Genomic DNA, 19285 nt, shown 5'->3' on the forward strand with positions numbered 1-19285 from the left:
GATGAAGAAAATTCAATTTTATCTTCTGTTGTTACTGTTATTTCCAATCGCTATCTTGGTTGTTGTTACACCAATGGACAGTGAGAAGCAGTACATTTTTGCATTATTCAGCATTGCTGCGTTCTTTTTACTTGGCATAAGTAAAAGCAGAAAAGTAACAATAGTAATGACAGTATTGTCATTTTTGATGTCATCCCGATATATTTATTGGCGCACGACTGAAACGCTTCATTTTGGTTCTGTAACCGAGACAATATTAGGCATACTTCTTTATAGTGCAGAACTTTACATCTGGATTATTCTAAGTTTTAGTTATTTACAGACTATTTGGCCATTAAAACGAACGATTGAACCGCTGCCTGAGAATACCGATTTATGGCCAACGGTTGATGTTTACATTCCTACCTATAATGAAAGTCTGGATGTGGTTAGAGATACGATTCTGGCAGCCCAATGTATTGATTACCCAAAAGAAAAAATAAAAATATATGTATTGGATGACGGAAAACGAACTGAGTTCGCTGTATTTGCTGCGGATGTAGGGGTTGGTTATATCACTCGAAATGATAACCGTCATGCTAAAGCCGGTAACCTTAACCATGCGATGAAGATTACGCAGGGGGAGTTAATCTGCGTTTTTGATTGTGACCACGTAGCTACCCGCGGTTTTTTACAGGCCACGGTGGGTGGGTTCCTGGTTGATAAGCGGTTGGCGTTGCTCCAGACGCCACACTACTTTTACTCCCCCGATCCGTTTGAGCGCAATCTATCAACAGGCCGTTCTGTTCCTAATGAAGGGGCCCTTTTTTATGGCCCTATTCAGCAAGGGAACGATAACTGGAATGCGGCATTTTTCTGCGGTTCTTGTGCTGTTATTCGCCGTAAGGCATTAGATGAAATTGGTGGTTTTGCGGTAGAAACAGTCACCGAAGACTCCCATACTGCGCTGAAATTACAGCGTTTAGGTTGGAACTCAGCCTTTATTTCCATCCCACTAGCCGCGGGGCTGGCGACTGAACGTTTGGCGTTACATGTGATCCAACGGACCCGTTGGGCGCGGGGGATGACACAAATTTTCCGTGTGGATAATCCCTTGTTAGGGCGTGGGCTGAGCCTTCCTCAGCGTTTGTGTTATCTCAACGCCATGATTTATTACCAATTTGGTTTGCCACGCGTGGTCTTTTTACTCGCGCCACTGGGCTATCTTCTCTTTAACCAGAGTATTATTGCCTCGTCAGCCGAATTGATTTTCGCCTATGTTTTGCCCCATTTAATTATGTCTATTGCCATCAACTCACGCAGTAATGGCCGCTTCCGCTACTCTTTCTGGGGTGAAGTTTATGAAACCGTAATGGCATTCCATTTGGTTATTCCAACCATCGTTACGATGATTTCACCAAAACGTGGCAAGTTTAACGTGACGGATAAAGGCGACCTACTGGATAAGAGTTATTTCGATTTCAATATTGTTCGACCGCATATTATTGCAGTTGTTCTGATGTTGCTCGGCATTATATGGGGATTAGTGCGCGTAGCATTGCCAGATTATTTTGGTGTTAATCCGAATGTAATTGCACTTAATATCGCCTGGGCTACTTTCAGTGTCATTCTATTATTTGCGGCTATTTCTGTTGCGCGCGAGACTCGTCAGACACGTAAAACGATCCGCATTGACGTCCAGTTACCGGCCATTATTCATTATAGTAATGGCATATCACTGCGTACTCACACCCTGGACTTGTCAATGGGCGGGGTTCGTCTGGCGATTAAAGACCAACATTTCCCAACTGAGGGTATTGAAGAGGTGGAGCTGATGTTACAACGCGGTGCTGTCAGTCTACCTGTCACGCTTATTGATGTTGAACTCGGTGCTGTGCGGTTGATGTTTGGTGATATTCCACTGGTTAAACGTCGGGAACTGGTTCGTATTGTGTTGGCCCGTGCAGATGCCTGGATTACCGAGCCTTATCCTCAGGATCGACCATTACATTCATTACTCAGCATTATTCGTTGTGCGTTTGAACTCTTTTATCTGCCGTGGAAGCAACGTCGGGCTAGAAAAAGAAAGCTGGCCCTCCAGAAAAAAGGAAATGCGGCATGAAAGGGATATTGAGCAAGATATTGCCGTCATTGTGGTTTACAGGTGTGGTGGCCGCGTGCTCTCTGGCATTTTTTCCCATCAATGGGTTTGCTGTAGACACTAATCGTATCGCGGGCCAGGAACAGCAAACTGAAGATGCAGCCACCGCGGGAGATTTCCCTTTATTACCTCGGCCGAACAGTGATGACTCAACCGCTGGGGCAGTGGCTCCTGCGGTTGATAATTACCCGCAAATCGCCAGCGCCCCTGAAAACCGCCCTTTGTATGATTCAACTCTACCGACACCCGTAGTTGATAACACGGTAGTGGTGACCCGCCCGGCCTCATACAACGCGATAGTGAATACCACGATTACCATTAAAGATATGGGGCAGCCCAATGGGTTGCTGTTAAGTGGCGGTCAATTGCAATCAGGCATTGTCTTCACGTTACCCAATGATTTGGTGATTACCAATGCAAAACTATCTCTGGCGCTAAAATTATCATCAGAGCTGGCTGGTAAGAATTACAGCTTACAGTTAATGCTGAACGGGCAGCCGTTAGGGACATTGCCACTAACGCCGTCAAGTGAAAACAGCGCGATATACCAAGTTGATGTCCCTGCGGCGATGGTGGTCGCGACCAATAATCTGAGTATGAGTATTACTGGTGACAACACGGTATTGCAGTGTGAAACAGATCAATTGAATAAATTTTGGGTCAGTATTTTACCGACCTCAAGTATTCAATTAGAAGGGCAACAACTGAATATTGGTAAGAATTTGGGACTATTCCCCCGGCCATTCTTTGATGCTATGCAGATGAAAGAGACCAAAGTGGTTATGGCATTCCCGGCTAATATTCGTGCTGATGTGATTGGTGCTGCCGCCGGTGTTGCTTCATGGTTTGGTTATCAGGCTAATTACCGTGATATTGATTTCCCGGTACAATTTGATTCACTACCCGAAGGTAATGGTATTTTATTTGGTAAGCCGGGTGAGCATATCGGTGATTTTGTGTTACCGCAAAGCACCGGCCCAAGTCTGCAATTGATTGATAACCCGCACAATCCGGTGGCTAAATTACTCTTGGTTATTGGCAATAATGAGGAGGAGTTGCGTCAGGCTGCATGGCGTTTAACTTCCGGGCCATTACCGCCAGAGGCGAATAGCCTAAGTGTTAAAGCGCAAGCTATCCCGCGTAGCATTCCCTATGACGCTCCACGCTGGATTAATACTGAACATCCCGTATTACTTAAATCTTTAGTGCCAAATCTCGATGCTTTGACTGCTAATGGTATTTATCATGACGGTATTCATGTTGATTTCCGGGCGGCACCCGATCTATTTATGTGGGATGGAGAAACTATACCCATCCATATCGGCTACCGTTTCCCGATTGAAGACTGGATTGATGAAAATAGCTCCCAACTTAACGTATCGATTAACAATATTTTCTTGTATAACCTGCCGGTAAATAAGAAGGGGTTGATTGAGTCCCTGTGGCGGGCGGTTGGTGGCGATACTCGTCAGGAGAGTTATACCCTGCGTTTGGCTCCTTATCTGATTTATGGTGATAACCAGTTAGAGTTCTATTTCGCGATTAATCCGAAAGCCGGAACCCCCTGTAATCTACTAAACAACAATAATATTAAGAGCCGTATCGAACCTGATTCTTATATTGACTTGAGTCACACCCATCACTTTACCCTGTTGCCTAATCTTTCGTATTTTGTCGGCGCATCCTTCCCTTTCACCCGCTTGGCTGATTTCTCACAAACCTTGGTATTATTGCCCGAAAAACCAAGCAAAACAGAAGTTCGTACATTACTTGGTCTTGCGGCTCGTGCCGGTAATTCAACCGGAAAGCCAGTTATCCACGTCAAGGTGAAGCTGGGCGTGTCCGCAAATGAAAAAGATATTTCACTGTTTGCTGATAACGATATTTTGGTGGTGTCGACATTAGACCATGCTGATTTCACCCAAACACTATTAACCGCGACATCATTTGGCCTGGAAAATGGTGTGCTATCAGTGAAAGAACCGTCGACGTTAGAAAAGTTGGCGGATTACCTCACTGGGGTTTGGTTCCGCCAGCAAGTTGAGGCCGATCGCTACCTTTCATCGACCGATAACTGGCGCGGCTTCCTGAGTTTCCGTTCTGGTTGGAATCCGCAGAAAGTCGTGGTGCTGGCAACCGCAACAGGTGATGATCAATTAGCGAGTATTCACGGCGATTTGAAGTTATCGACGGTTAATGCCGGCGTGCGTGGCGATCTGGCGATTATTACCAATGAAAATGGTGTGCGCAGTTTTAGTGTTGGGGAGCAATTCCCTCGTGGTGAGCTGCCTTGGTATCAAATGGTTATCTGGTATGCCAGTCAGCATATCGTGATTTTGGCGTTACTTGCTTTACTGATCTCAGTCATCATTGGTGTGAGCATGTTTGGGTTATTAAAACGCCGTGCAGCAATACGCTTAGGCAAAGATCCTGAAGAATGATAATAAAACTGTTGATGATGTGGGCCTATTGTATGGAGCGGGGTTGATATGAAATCAAGTCATGTAAAGTCACCATTGATTAATGCCCTGTTGCTTACTGGGATGGTCGGATTTGCTGCAATCCCTGTCTGGGGACAGGCGGCAGAGAATACGCCAGCGATAAAGGCATTGTTAGATCAGGCCACCTACTGGCATGAGAAAGCCCATAATGATCTGGCGACTAACGCGCTGCAAAAGATCCTGATGGTCGATCCTACCAACGTTGATGCTTTATATCTAATGTCCCTTTATGCCTCTGAAAAAGGGGATAAAGCCGAGTCGCTTGAATGGCGTAAAAAATTAAATGCGGCCTCCCCGGATGACCCACGTTTGCAGTCGTTAGATAATGCCAAAGTCATGCAGTCCATTTCGCCGAGCCAATTAGCGGCAGCGCGCCAGTTTGCCAGCCAGGGCAATATTCCCAAGGCGATTGAGAGTTATCAGAATTTATTTAACGGTAATAAACCGTTGGATAATTTAGCGGTAGAATATTATTTGACCATGGCGGGGGATGCGGCGACGTTACCAACAGCTATCGCCGAATTACAGCAACGTGTAGCACAGTCCCCAAATGATGTTGCTGCCCGCGTGGCGCTGGGTAAAGTGCTGACCTACCAACAGACAACCCGCCGTGATGGTATTGCCATGCTTAATAGTCTGGCGGCGACTAACCGCGAAGCTGATGCTGCTTTGCGCCAGGCACTGATGTGGATAACACCGCAACCGGCAGATGAAGGGCTTTATCAGGCCTATCAACAACGCCATCCCGATGATCAGGTTGTCGCCGATTACTATAAAAAGAATATCGGTGGAGCAGCAAAAGGCCAGGGTTACAGTGAACTTAATCGCGGTGATTTAACCAATGCGAAAAGCCAGTTTGAGTCAGTGCTGGCGATCAACCCTAACGATGGCGATGCATTAGCGGGTTTGGGATTTATCGCTTTGCGCAGTGGTGATTTCGCCAATGCAGAAAACTACCTGACTCAGGCGGCCAAACAAGGTGGGGCAAACAGCGCACAACTGGCGGCGCAAGCGCAAGATGCCCATTTCTACGGCGAGTTGGATAAAGCTAAAAAAGCCTTTGCCAGCGGGAATATTGACGGTGCGCTGGCATTGAGCGCCCCATTGGCACAGGCCACAGGGGACAAAGGCACTGCGGTGGCGCTGTTCCGAGCTGATTTGTTGCGGCGCAAAGGTGATTTGAGTGCTGCTGAACAGGCTTACCGCAATATCCTGGCGCAGCAACAGCAAAATAATGATGCGAAATTGGGGCTGTATTATGTATTGCGGCAGCAAAAGAATGATGTCGAGGCACAGCAAGTGCTACAAACCGTGCCAAACAATCTCAAACCCGCCGCCGCGCCCGCTGGGATCAATGTTGATCCGATTCGCCGTGAGGCTGCATTAGCGCTGCAACGTAATGATCCTACGGCGGCATTAAATCTGTTACAACAGGCGCTAACTAAGCAGCCATCGAATATCTGGGTTCGTCTGGATATGGCGAGAATACTGCAACAACAGGGAAATACAGCCCAGGCGCAAAGTCTGATGGCTGAAGCTTCGGCTCCCGGCGCACCGGCGGATAATCTATATGCTGCCGCTTTGTTTGCCGCTGAAAACAAAGATTGGGCAACCAGTAATGCTTTACTCAATCAGATCCCGCCAGCCCGCCAAACTAAAGAGGTCCGTGCGCTGGCTGACCGTGTGGAGTTCAATCAAAAAATAGCGACAGCAGAAACGGCTCTGGCAAAGGGTGATTCAGCCAGTGCTGCGGCAATATTGCGCGGACTGGCACAAAATCCGCCTACCGCCCCTGCCGATGTCGGTAATCTGGCTAAAGATTTGATGGCTGCCGGTGACAGCACCACGGCGGTTAGTTTAGTGCGTAAAAATATCAATAACGGCATTCATGGCAAGGCGGGCGATTATGCGGCACAAATCAGTGTCTTGACGCAATCTGGCCTGACGCAAGAAGCGGAAGCCTTATTGAGTAATCCCGCGATTCAAAGTGGCAGTTCGCCGATAGAGATCAGTCGATTACGACTAGGGACCACTATCAATCAGGCCGATGCATTGCGTGAGCAAGGCCAGTATGCTGCGGCGTATGACAAGTTGATTGTTGCGCTACAAAGTGATCCGCAAAATATTGACCTGATGCTGGCGATGGGGCGTCTTTACCAATCCGGTAAAATGAATGATGAAGCCGGTAAAGTTTATGCTTATTTATTAAAACGTGATCCTACTAATGAAGGGGCGCGGGTAGGGGCGGTAAACGTGGCACTGGCTAATGGTGATGTCCAGAGCGCCAGACAATTGATGTTGGGCATGCGCGGGCCAAGAACCCCAGAGCGCTTATTGCTTGCTGCCCGGGTCGCGGAAGCTGAAGGAGATCATGAGCAGGCTTTGGCTTTGTTACGTTCCGCCAAAGGTAAAATGATTGGGCTGGAAGGGGCAGACAGTGTTGGTGGCGCGAATATTGCTGGTTTACAACTTAGCGACAATCCGTTTATTAACCAGACCACCCGCACGCAGCCGCGGACCAATTCAAGCTATGGCGCGGTGTTGCCGTGGCAAAATGCGGGCACAGAAGGCGCTGCCATGGGGGGCGTCAATAATCTGGCACCTACCGCTAACGTTGCGCAAAACGGCACCCTGAAGCAAGTTGATCAGATGCTGGATACTTTACAGGATAAAACTGCCAGTTGGGCGCAGGCCAATATCAGTATTCGCAGTCGCGATGGTGAATCGGGCCTGAGTCAATTGACTGAAGCCAAAGCCCCGCTCACCTTTTCCGGTGTGCCTTTTGATACCTCCCGCCTGAGTTTTACCGTCACGCCGGTATCCCTCAATGCAGGTTCAACCTCAGGTACGGGCAGTAATCGTTTTGGTACCGGGGCATTGCAGCAGGGTTTGGAAGTTAAAAATGCGACAGAGACATCAGCACTTGCCGCAACTAACTCAGCGGCGGTATTAGCGGCGGCGACAACTGCTCAATTGCAGGCTCAGGCGGATAGAGAAAGTGCGTGTAATGGCGCAGGTGCTGGAACGCAAGGTTGTGTTGATGCCAGGGTAGTGGAAAATGATGCCAACAGTGCTAAACAACTGGCGGCTAATAATCTGGTCACAGCCCAAACCTTTAGTCCAAATGATTTCACCGCCGACTCCCCAGGCTCACAAAGTGAGTCAGGGGTAGAACTGGCCCTGGCCTTGGCGGGGGAAGATTATAAAGCCGACATTGGTACCACGCCGTTAGGGCAAGATATGAGTGCCCTTATTGGCGGCGTGCAATGGGCACCTAAGCTTGGCGAATTCGCTAAACTGGCGATGACAGTAGAACGTCGGCCAGTGACGGATAGCCTGCTTTCATACGTGGGTGCAACCGATAAGATCAGCGGATCGCGATGGGGGGCAGTCACTAAGAATGGGGGTGGCTTAAACCTGAGCTATGACGATGGCGATGCCGGCCTTTATGCAGGATTAAATTATTACAATTATATCGGTGATAATGTTCCGAGTAATGGTTCAATTAACTCTTCAGTCGGCGCGTATATTCGTCCTTACCGCTATGATGACCGTGAATTAAAAACGGGCATCAATATCAGTTATATGAATTTCTCTAAAAATCTCAGTTATTTCAGTTACGGTCAAGGGGGCTATTTCAGCCCGCAAGATTATGTCAGTGTCTCTTTCCCGGTTGAGTATAGCCAACGTTATGGTAACTGGAATTATAAATTGGGTGGGGCGGTAGGCTATCAATCCTATTCGCAGGATGAGAGTAAATATTTCCCGAATAATCCAGAGTTGCAGGCTCAACTGGAGCAATTGGTGCGCGATGGTTATAGCACTGAATCCCGTTATGCTGCGCAAAGTAAAAATGGCATCGGATATAACTTCAAGGCTGATGGCAGTTACAACTTACAGAAGAATATGCAGATCGGCGGACAGGTTGGCTATGATACTTTTGGCGACTACTCCGAAACTACCGCCTTGGTCTACTTCAGATATTTGTTGGATGGGAAATAATCATGCAAGAGAATAACTATCTTTCGGAACAACAGGATTATTACCGTCAGCAGCAGCATCAGCCGGGATGGCAAAATGTGGTGCAAGTGCTTTTTTCAGGTATTCAGGCTAATGCTGACAGTGCGGATGGCAGGGCTTTTATCCGCAACATGGGGACTCAACTGGCACAGCATAACCCCTTACCGATAAGTCAGACCGTGGGTGAGTTTGAAGATCAAATTAATCATCTATGGTCCAGATATCATTGGGGATTTTTGCGCATTGCCGCGAATGAACAGGAAATGCAGTTAAGTCACTGTGCATGGCCGGACACGGACAATCTGACTGAACAGTCGCAGTGGAAAACTGCATTTGCAACATTTTTGGAAGGTATTTATAAGGAGTGGCTCAGGCAGCAGGGAGGGCAGTCAGAAGTGAATGTCCGTTGGCTGGATAATAAAACCGAAGGTCCATTAGTGTTCCGTTATAAAAACGGCATTTGAGGCATATTATGCTAATTATGAAGGTCATGCGTGTTGTTGTTACCGCCGGTGTGCTATTTGGCCTACTGTTTTCCACCGGGGTACAGGCTTATCAGCCCGGCTGGGAACAATTTAAAAGCCGGTTTCTTAAGCCCGATGGCCGAATTGTTGATACGGGTAACCATGATATCAGCCATACCGAAGGGCAAGGTTTTGGTATGCTACTTGCCGTATTCAATGATGACCGGCCTACCTTTGATTCATTATTGGGTTGGACTCAAAAGACATTATACAATGCAGATACCGGATTATTTTCATGGCGTTATGAGCCGAATGCTAAAGTAAAAGTTGCGGATAAAAATAATGCTACAGATGGCGATATATTGATTGCTTGGGCATTATTACTGGCTGGGGATAAATGGCACAATCGCGACTATACGAGTCAATCTAATCAGATACAGAATGCTATTATTAAGCACACGGTCATTAACTTTGCCGGTTATCATGTATTATTGCCAGGCTCTGCAAGTTTTAATCATACCAGTTATGTTGTGATCAACCCGTCTTATTACATATTTCCAGCCTGGAATGCATTCTACCAATACAGTCATTTGAAAATATGGAAAGACTTGAATGACGATGCTATCCAGCAGTTATCAGCGATGAAGCTTGGCAAAGTCAATTTGCCGACTGATTGGGTGTCATTGCAGTCGGATGGTAGTTTCGCACCAGCCAATGGTTGGCCTGCACGTTTTAGTTTTGATGCGGTGCGTATTCCATTATATCTCAGTTGGGGAGGACATAATGGCAGTACATTGGCGCCTTTTATTGGCTATTGGCAAGGTTTTTCGCGTTTAAAAACACCGGCATGGGTCAATGTTGTTACGGGGGCTACCGCGGAATATGCACTGACACCTGGGATGCTGGCGATACGGGATCTTACCTTAGGTGATGCTGCTCAATTAACGGCAGTATTACAACCAGAAGAAGACTATTACTCCTCTTGTTTACGCTTATTATCCTGGTGGGCGGCACAGCAGAAATGAGTAAAAAGCACGTTCTACTTGCAGGGCGTGCTTAGGTCGGTTCATCACGGCAACATCCGCTTTATCATGTCAGGATCAGAGCATTGTCACGATTTCTGGTTGATTTTTTCCATTAAAATAAGTCGTTACGTAATAAATTTGTTCTATGATTGAGAACCGGCCCTCTAGTTATTGATGGAGGGAGAGTTCATATAAGGAGAACACAATGCCTCATATGCCTTTGATAGCGCTTCCCCACACTCATTCTGATTGTTGTCTTTGCCATAGTCCGGCGTTCGTTCGTATCAATACGGTGTTTGCTCAGAAAGCTGCTCATTCTGCCCCTATAACAGCGGCAACCGTTGCTGCGGCGATCCCAGGCGCGACTCAGCAAAGAAGAGATGTCGCGGCCAATACTGTGCGTGTGATGGCCTTTGTTAATATTCGCCTTTTTGATGGTGTTTCAGACCATTTGCGCGATGGATTGCAAGTATTAGTGGAAGGTAACAGGATCAAGTCGGTAGAGCCGGCTGATAAAGCATTGCCACCGGATGTGGAACGGATAGACGGTGGTGGCGGTGTATTGATGCCAGGGCTGATCGACGCACACTGGCACGCCATTATGGCTCGGCCATCAATGATGACGGCGATGACAGCAGATTTTAATTATATCCAGGCGCTGGCAATTGCAGAGGCGCAGGCGACTATAATGCGTGGTTTCACCACGGTGCGTGATATGGGCGGGCCGGTTTTTGGCTTGAAACGCGCCATTGATGAGCAGGTGACGGTCGGGCCACGCATCTATCCTTCCGGCGCATTTATCACTCAAACTGGTGGGCACGGCGATTTCCGTCTGATTGGTGAATTACCGCATACGCCATCAGACCCCTTGAGTTATGCCGAACGCGTAGGTATGACGGCGATTGCCGATGGTGCCGATCAGGTGTTACTGCGTGCCAGAGAACAATTGATGCGAGGCGCGTCGCAACTCAAATACATGGCAGGGGGTGGTGTAGCCTCTATGTATGACTCTATCAGTGTGACCGAGGGATCGGTACCAGAGATTCAAGCGGCAGTTACGGCGGCTGAGAATTGGGGTACCTATGTCACCGTCCATGCTTATACGGCACGGGCGGTCACCATGGCGATTAAAGGTGGGGTTAAATGTATCGAACACGGCCAGTTGGTGGATGAGGAGACCGTCCAGTTAATGGCAGAAAAAGGCATTTGGTGGAGCTTGCAACCCTTCCTTGATGACGAGGATGCGGTGCCAATGGCCAGTCCGGCATCACGTGCCAAGCAGCTTGAGATGGTTGCCGGTACTGATACGGCCTATAGGTTGGCGAAAAAATATAACATCAAGACAGCGTGGGGCACCGATACATTATTCGATGCCCGACTGGCAACCCGACAGGGTGCTCAATTGGCCAAGCTGACTCGCTGGTACTCACCGCTTGAAATTCTCAAGATGGCCACCAGCGTTAATGCTGAACTCTGTGCCTTCTCCGGTCCAAGAAACCCGTATCCCGGTAAGTTGGGTGTGGTAGAGAATGACGCACTGGCTGACTTGATTCTGGTTGATGGTGATCCACTAAGTGATATTCAACTCATTGCTCGGCCAGAGAAAGCATTCAGGCTCATTATGAAAGATGGGCAAATCTTCAAAAATACGTTGGGCAGCGATCTGTAGTGACTTTTTATGATCGAATAGCTGTTTTTCTGCCTGTTAACGCCACATTAACTGAGGCCGAATAATGAATGATATGACTTCCCTTAGGAAGCCAGAGTGGTTTTTTTTCAGGGGGTTAGCGAGTACCAACCTGAACTTATGGCGCGGGTCGTTAGTTCTGTTATCGGTTATTGCTCTGAGCGGCTGCACCGGCGTAGCGGCGCCTTCATTTTCATTGGTGGGCTCTTACTTTCCTTCCTGGATGGCGTGCGCTTTTATCGGAATAGTTGTGGCGGTGATGGCTCGCATTCTGTTTATTCGGATGGGTATTGATGAGGTGCTGCCATGGCGGCTGTTGGTGTATGTCTGCCTGGCGCTTGCTGTGGCATTTATCAGTTCCCTATTACTGTTTACACGATGAATGATGAATATGAATAAACTATCAGGGAGTGGGCGTAAGCGGCAACTGGCGCTCATCGTCGCCGGCGTTATCATCGTCGCGGCAGTGATATCAGGCTGGCTTTCCGTGCGGCAGACTACACTGAATCCATTATCTGAAGATGCAGAATTAGGGGCCAGTGTGGTGCATGTTGCCAGTTCGGTACCTGGCCGTATTATCTCGATTAATGTCGTGGAAAACAGCAAAGTTCGGCGGGGTGACCTGCTGTTTACCATCGAGCCGGATCTCTATCGGCTGCAAGTCGCACAGGCGCAAGCTGAATTGCAAATGGCAGAGGCTGCTCGCGATACCCAGCAACGGACGGTGGTCGCTGAACAATCCAATGCCGCGATTACCAATGAACAAATTGTACGGGCGCAAGCCAATCTCAAGTTAGCGACTCAGACATTGGCCCGGCTACAACCTCTGCTCCCTAAAGGTTATGTCACCGCCCAGCAGGTCGATGATGCGGCGACGGCGAAACACGACGCCGAGGTCAGCCTGAAACAGGCATTAAAACAGTCATTTGCTGCGGAGGCTTTAGTCAGCACGACTGCGGCCGCTGAAGCGTTGGTAGTCGCGCGGCGCGCGGCGCTGGCTATTGCTGAACGGGAGCTGGCGAATACACAAGTACGTGCCCCCCATGATGGTCGGGTGGTGGGGCTGACGGTCTCGGCCGGGGAGTTTATCGTCCCGGATCAGGCCATTTTTACCCTTATCAATACTGAACATTGGCATGCCTCGGCCTTTTTCCGTGAAACGGAATTGAAGCATATCAACGTGGGGGATTGCGCTACCGTGTATGTCATGGCGGACAGACAGCGTGCGATTCAGGGGCGAGTTGAGGGGATTGGTTGGGGTGTCAGCTCTGAGGATATGCTGAATATTCCACGTGGTCTGCCTTATGTCCCGAAATCATTAAATTGGGTACGTGTTGTTCAGCGTTTCCCAGTGAGAATCAGTCTGGAAAAACCGCCGGAGGACCTGATGCGAATCGGGGCGACTGCTGTGGTTGTTGTGCGCAATGACGACGGTTGCTGACGGTACGCTCGGTGGCATAATCCGTCAGGCAAAAGCGGATTTAGCCTATTTCCCTGGGCGAGTGGCGATGGCCTGGCGGGTTGCTGCACTCTGTGCATTGATGGCTATGGTTGCCATGGTGTATGGCATCCCGGAATCCGCGATCAGTTGCTATCTGATTATTTTCGTCATGAAACCGGATGGCGTAGAAAGCATGGTGATGGCGATTGCTATCACCATTCTGGTGTCGCTGGTGGTTGGTCTGGTGTTTCTGCTTATTCATTTCACGTTGGAAGCCGCGCCACTGCGCATGGCAGCCTTGATTGTCAGTTCGTTTTTGTTTCTCTATCTTGGCTCAGCCAGTAAGCTCGGCCCGGTGGGGAGTATTATTGCGCTGGTTATTGCGTTTGTGATGACGCTGCTCAGTGATATACCTATGGGTGAGGTAGCAACGCGGGGGCTGTTGTATGCCTGGTTAATGGCGGTTTCCCCGATGTTGCTGATTATTGGCTTTAACCTTTTCTTTGGCCGGGCACCCCAGACGTTATTGCGGGCCAGTTTAGCCGAGCGACTTTTCACCGTAGCCGAGACATTGCGCCAACCCGATGCCACCAATATGGCTAAGCTAACTGAGCTACTACAGGAAGGGCAAAATGAGCATCAACAGCGGGCGCTTTTTGTACGTATCTTCCATCTACGCCCCTCGTCTGAAGCAGCCTGGTTGGAAAGTGCCGTAAAAAGCAGTTATCGCCTGCTATTGGCAACGTCAGCTTTATCTGCTGGCTCACCAGAGAATGAGCGTATTGAACTCGCGGGCTACTGTTGCGATGCGGCACAGGCGATAGCGGCGGGCAATCTTGCTGTTACCCCTCACTTTGCTATTGAGAATGCGGGTGATGAGATCAATGAAATCAGAAACGCACTGCTAGCACTGGCGAATGCGGATAATGGGCAAGATTTGGCTGCCCCGAAATCCTCATTCTTTGCCGCAGATGCACTGACCAATCCTGCTCATCAGCGTTTTGCGCTAAAGACCACTGCCGCCGCCCTAATTTGCTATCTGGTCTATACCGCATTGGATTGGCAGGATATCCATACTGCCATGATCACCTGCTATGTCGCGGCGTTAGGTACCACCGGTGAGACAGTGCATAAACTGGTACTGCGGATTATCGGGTGCTTGATCGGCGCGTTAATGGGGGTTCTGGCGATCATTTTCATTATTCCCTACCTGAGTGATATTGGTCAATTGATGGCACTGGTGTTTGGCTGCATTCTATTGGCCGCTTGGGTTTCCTGTGGCAGCGAACGTATCGCTTATGCCGGTGTGCAGGTTGGGCTGGCATTCCTGCTGACGGTGTTGCAAGGCTTCGGGCCAAGTACAGATCTGGGGGTGGCCCTCGATAGGGTGCTTGGGATCTTGCTGGGTAATCTGGTGGTGTATTTGATTTTTACCCGGTTGTGGCCGGTGGCTATTGTAGATGCGGTGCGCATACATATTAGTAACACGTTGACGGGACTGACAAATTTGGCAGCGCTGTCGCCTGATGCACGGCCTGCGGCACTAAGAGAAGCGACAACCATTGAGGCGGAGATTACCCAAGCGCGAGAAGAACTGGCACTGGTTCCCTTTGAGCCAGCACAATTACGCCCTTCACGAGAAGAGTGCGCACGCTTGTACGCGATACTGGCAGAAATGAGTAAATTGTGCCCAGTGCTGTTTCTACCGACTGAAAAGTCGGCGTCTGATGTGGAACAACTGCGTCAGCTCTCGCTTGTCGGTGACATTACCGCGCAACAAGGCGAGCACGTGCCAGAGAGAGAATCTTCATGGCAGGGGTTATCGCCAGTTGAACTGACTATTGGGCAACGTATAAAAAGACTCGGGGAACTTCTGGGAACTTGATGACATGACGACTCACGCGGTACTGATGGCCAGGATAGCCAAAATGGGCCTTATTTGCACGGCGGCTGGCTTATGCATATTGATTACGGGGTGTGCCACTGAGCGACTTGACCTCGCGCCAGCCTCCTATTCCGAACCTTGGGTCGCGGATGCCAATACGGGCAGTGCTGCGGGCGCGGGTAATTTCTCTGTGCCAGCTAATCCGCTGGTGGCAGAACTTCCTCAGCCACCGGCAATAAAGAGCGGACATCTTTACTCATTACCTGAGCTGATTGATATTGCCCAGAATCAGAATCCAGATACCCGCATTGCCTGGCAGCAAGCGCGACAGGCTGCATTGGCTGTCGGCATGGGGGAGGCGGTATTTTTACCGATCATTTCAGCCAGTGTTATTGGTGGCTACCAGAGTACCAGCACACCGTTACCTTACGCGATTGGCAGCCATAAGGATGTCAATACCTCTGGGAGCGCAGTTGTTCCGGCGCTGGCATTACAGTGGCTTATCTTTGATTTCGGGCAGCGTAGTGCATTACTTGACGCAGCTAAACAAACCTCTTATGCCGCCAATGTTAGCTTTAATGGGATGCATCAGAAGCTAATCTACGATGTCACACGGACTTATTTCCAATATGGTGCCGCGCAGACCCAGAGGCAGATAGCAGAGCAAACGCTGAAAAATAGCTTAAAGATTCAAGATGCTGCCGAACAACGTCAAAAAAATGGTATTGCCACCACCGTCGAAGTGGCGTTGGCGCGCCAACAGGTGGCACAGTCTGAACTGCGCCGCGTGATGACAAAAGGTACGGAACGTGATGCTTATCAGGCATTACTGGGGGCGATGGGGGTTTCTCCCTCATTAGATATCAACATCGCTTATGCCGAAGACCGCGCTTTGCCAGATGTTGCCAGCACGCCGACCGAAAATATGATTCGTCTGGCCCTTTCCCAGCGGCCTGATGTGTTAGCTAGCTATGCGGCGGTTGAAGCTGCCAAGGCAGGTATCAAAGCCACTGAGGCCGACTTTTTGCCAAAAGTCTATCTTGCCGGAGCAGTCGCAGGCGGTGATGGGCGCTTTGATATTCAGGGTCTACCTGGGATTAGCCAGCAGACTTCATCCTCTAGCATTTTGGTGGGGGTCAGTGTTCCTCTTTACGATGGCGGGATACGGGCGGCGCGGGTCAAAGAGGCGGAGTCTCGTGCGGCAGTTGCAGCGGAAGGATTTAAGAAAACTCAGGAGTTGGCGGTGCGTGAAATCGTGGTGGCGGCGGATACTTTGCACTCGGCACTTGAGTCTAATCAGGCGGCACTCAATCTGGTGAAAACGTCATTTATCACCTATGACGCTGCACTGGAATCTTATCGTAATGGTGTAGGTACCATCACGGTCGCTAACGAAGCGGCCAATGGCTTGTTGAATGCACAACAGATGAGTACCGATGCCCACGCCGCTTCGCTGGTCGCCGCTGCCAATCTGGCTTTTGTGATGGGTAAAATGACAAATACCTCACAACCTCTTGAGTTGCTTCATTAATCATAGAAATAAAGGGGCTTTCTTTTGGCGATAGGGGATGTCATTCAGGGGGTTGCACAAATTAACACAGGAGATGATAACCCATTAATGACATAGAGGTTTTTATCTATATTTTTTACACTGACAAAATACTGTACATCATCACGTGTTGTCTGAATGAATTTCGACCAGACATTATCTGGAACATCATCAATAGCTCTTATAATTTGAGTGGTGAAGTTGACTGTATAAACACCGTTATTATCCAAGGTGGTGTAGTTGAATGGCAGAGCGCGATTTAATATATATGATGATGTTTTATCCTGCGCCGTTCCGGTGAATTTTATAAAACCCTCACCATTGCGGGATAAAAAGATACTCATATCTGCCAGTAATGAAACAGAATCATAGGTATTAATGTTTTTTTCAGGTATAGCTCAGAATCGCACTGTAAAACAACTTTAGGCAATAGTTGATAGACCCAGAAAATGGCGACGGCAGCTAATATCGTCAGGTAAACCACGGTAAGGTAACCTTTTTTTCATCGTGCTTCTCCCGAGTTAATCCTGATCGTTCTGCAAGAAGGGTAATCACTGTCTTCTTTTTTTGCACAGATACCAATAAAGGTAAGTTGATTAAATTTATAATAATTACTTCCTTTTAGATAAAAAATCTCGTTATTATCATTTTTGCAGTCTATTTCATCTTAATGTAAATCGTTTTTAACGTGGTTGATTAGCTGCTCAGTGGCAGGATAGGTGGAGTTGTTCTTAACATACAACATACATTTCCCAATTCTACCGGCAAGTACATGGCTTTTCTTATTAATGATGATCTCAGCGAGTTATAATAAATTTTGAATGTAGTTATAGTGAACGCATATTTAAACTTTAAATAATTTATTGTCAATTTGTATTTTTAGGGAATGGCTGAGTGCGGTTTAAGTTTTTTTTGAATTCCGATATTAAAAAATGTACAAGCTACTATTGGCTATATTTTAAGATGTATAGCATCTTCCTTTATTTAATTTTTGGAGTAAAAAACTATATATCTGCTAATTTGTGGCGTATGTTGCCGCATTGTTGATCTTGAAATAGAATAAATGCTGTTTTTAGGGTGTTTGTTGTAGTTGTCATTAGGTGTGTTTAGGTGTCATCGATACGATTTAAATTTTTATGTTGAGAATTACCGAGATACCAGCAGATCTCCCAAGAGGGTTTATGAACAAATGCGTTATGGTGGTTATTCATAAAAAAATATCTTTTTCTCTTCAGCATTGCAATCTGAACTATCCAAGCATTTAGATAAGATAACTGAATTAATACTTAATGATTCATCTATTATTCTGGCTAAAAAAACACAAGTATTAAAGCTGGTTTCAAAGCAGGATACACAACGCTATTGTGAACGCCATGTTCGGGATACTCAGGGTAACAAAAACATACATTATTTATTGTGTTCTTGAATGATAGTCAGGGTTTAGCTGCCGACGGTAAATTACCTGATAATAACCCAGGCATTATATATGGTAATTACAGTAATAATATAATTGACAATATAATCCAGAGTACTATTGGTTTACTGGAGGGAAAAGAGTTACAAGCTGAAAGTAATGCAATGAGTTACCCGGCCAGTGAGAACGCACTCATGGGCAAGGAGCGCACCGTTATGTGTTATTTAAAGTTAGGTATTAACCCAGTGACTATAGCCCAGATAATCAAGCTCAGCATCAAAACGGTTAATGCACATAATAACTCAATAATGAAAAAGATAAAAATGGAAAAAGAATACAATCGTATCGTTTTCATATTAATGAGGCGTGTTTGGCGTAATCTAGATGGTGCCAAAATCAAGAGAGTTTTTTTGTCGATAATTTGGGACTTGTCGCTACGATGGTACAGCTCTCTTTTAACCTTCGTTCTGAATCCACCCGGACCGTACAGCATTATGCTGACGAGGTAAATTGATGGTTATCGGAGTAGGGAGGGGCGGATTTTTCTGGCAAATGCCAGGTTTGGCTGTATTAAAAATGATCGCCCAGTGATGATTTTCATAGGATTAGTCTTGCTGAGGCGAGCTGATTAAGTGATCAATATCAACTTATTGACCTATGTAATTGATTTTATACATTTATCACCTAGCTATACACTTAGCGTGGCTGACGCTGGAGAGAGTCAACTCCGTACAACCGAAACCGGATTGTTCTCGGATATCATTTTTTACTTGTATTACCAACTGCGTTGATAATCGTATTTTTCGCTGCACAGCAGTTTCTCATCGGTATAAATCTGCCACATACCTCTATTTTCTGGTACTGCATGTATCATTCAATGAAATTATATATCGATAAGTCATTTTTACGTTATTAACAGTTAACTGATTCATTGTGATAACCGTTAGGTTCCTCTTTATCCCTCTTTGTTGTGAAATACTCTGGCGCCAGATCACACTCTTAAAAAAATAAAATGTAGGACCATTCCTACAATGCATTTCGTGCAGTCTTGGTTTAAATTTCATGATGATTTTTAACGTGCTAAGGCACAAGGATTTTTTCTTACCTAACAAGAAACTTCTTATTCTTCAATGTGATGTTGCATTTTTTCTGAAATGCT

At 47.4% G+C, this 19285-nt stretch carries 12 protein-coding genes; 11 read left to right on the forward strand and 1 reads right to left on the reverse strand.

Annotated features, from left to right (window positions below):
* The first annotated feature begins 1 nt into the window (after position 1).
* The 10 genes from bcsA (at position 2) to V1953_RS03165 (ending at position 16694) form a co-directional block, all read left to right on the forward strand.
* On the forward strand, positions 2-2101 hold the full coding sequence (gene bcsA, locus V1953_RS03120) for a UDP-forming cellulose synthase catalytic subunit (RefSeq protein WP_442850638.1): 2100 nt from the start codon (positions 2-4) through the stop codon (positions 2099-2101).
* On the forward strand, positions 2098-4581 hold the full coding sequence (bcsB, locus tag V1953_RS03125; protein ID WP_372569628.1) for a cellulose biosynthesis cyclic di-GMP-binding regulatory protein BcsB: 2484 nt from the start codon (positions 2098-2100) through the stop codon (positions 4579-4581). Before bcsA ends, bcsB begins: the two co-directional genes overlap by 4 nt.
* A 48-nt stretch (positions 4582-4629) precedes the next feature.
* Positions 4630-8643 (forward strand): cellulose synthase subunit BcsC-related outer membrane protein, encoded by a 4014-nt coding sequence (locus V1953_RS03130; RefSeq protein WP_442850639.1) that lies wholly within the window; start codon positions 4630-4632, stop codon positions 8641-8643.
* Positions 8644-8645: 2 nt separating this feature from the next.
* Positions 8646-9125, forward strand: coding sequence for a cellulose biosynthesis protein BcsD (bcsD, locus tag V1953_RS03135; RefSeq protein WP_083162555.1), 480 nt, complete (start codon positions 8646-8648; stop codon positions 9123-9125).
* Between the two features lie 8 nt (positions 9126-9133).
* Positions 9134-10150, forward strand: coding sequence for a glycosyl hydrolase family 8 (locus V1953_RS03140; protein WP_083162557.1), 1017 nt, complete (start codon positions 9134-9136; stop codon positions 10148-10150).
* A gap of 205 nt (positions 10151-10355) precedes the next feature.
* Complete coding sequence (locus V1953_RS03145; RefSeq protein WP_083162559.1) at positions 10356-11819, forward strand: metal-dependent hydrolase family protein; 1464 nt, start codon at positions 10356-10358, stop codon at positions 11817-11819.
* A 64-nt stretch (positions 11820-11883) separates the two neighbouring features.
* Entirely contained in the window at positions 11884-12219 is a 336-nt protein-coding gene (locus tag V1953_RS03150) for a YtcA family lipoprotein (RefSeq protein WP_193784776.1), read from the forward strand.
* Between the two features lie 9 nt (positions 12220-12228).
* Positions 12229-13278 carry a multidrug transporter subunit MdtN gene (mdtN, locus tag V1953_RS03155; RefSeq protein WP_083164071.1) on the forward strand — a complete coding sequence of 350 codons (1050 nt, stop codon included), beginning with the start codon at positions 12229-12231 and terminating at the stop codon, positions 13276-13278.
* Positions 13262-15163, forward strand: a complete 1902-nt coding sequence (locus V1953_RS03160; RefSeq protein WP_193784777.1) for an FUSC family protein — start codon at positions 13262-13264, stop codon at positions 15161-15163. Before mdtN ends, V1953_RS03160 begins: the two co-directional genes overlap by 17 nt.
* A gap of 4 nt (positions 15164-15167) precedes the next feature.
* The gene (locus V1953_RS03165) at positions 15168-16694 is read left to right on the forward strand and encodes a TolC family protein (RefSeq protein WP_083162561.1); all 1527 of its coding nucleotides are present in this window, start codon (positions 15168-15170) and stop codon (positions 16692-16694) included.
* Positions 16695-16738: 44 nt separating this feature from the next.
* On the opposite strand, the gene V1953_RS03170 is transcribed toward V1953_RS03165, so the two are convergent.
* Entirely contained in the window at positions 16739-17056 is a 318-nt protein-coding gene (locus V1953_RS03170) for a FidL-like protein (protein WP_442847541.1), read from the reverse strand.
* A gap of 1264 nt (positions 17057-18320) precedes the next feature.
* On the opposite strand from V1953_RS03170, the gene V1953_RS03175 reads away from it, so the two are divergent.
* Positions 18321-18635, forward strand: a complete 315-nt coding sequence (locus V1953_RS03175) for a helix-turn-helix transcriptional regulator (protein WP_442849145.1) — start codon at positions 18321-18323, stop codon at positions 18633-18635.
* Positions 18636-19285 lie beyond the last annotated feature (650 nt).

Source organism: Yersinia sp. 2541 StPb PI, from assembly GCF_052217145.1.
GTDB classification, from domain to species: Bacteria; Pseudomonadota; Gammaproteobacteria; order Enterobacterales; family Enterobacteriaceae; genus Yersinia; species Yersinia enterocolitica_E.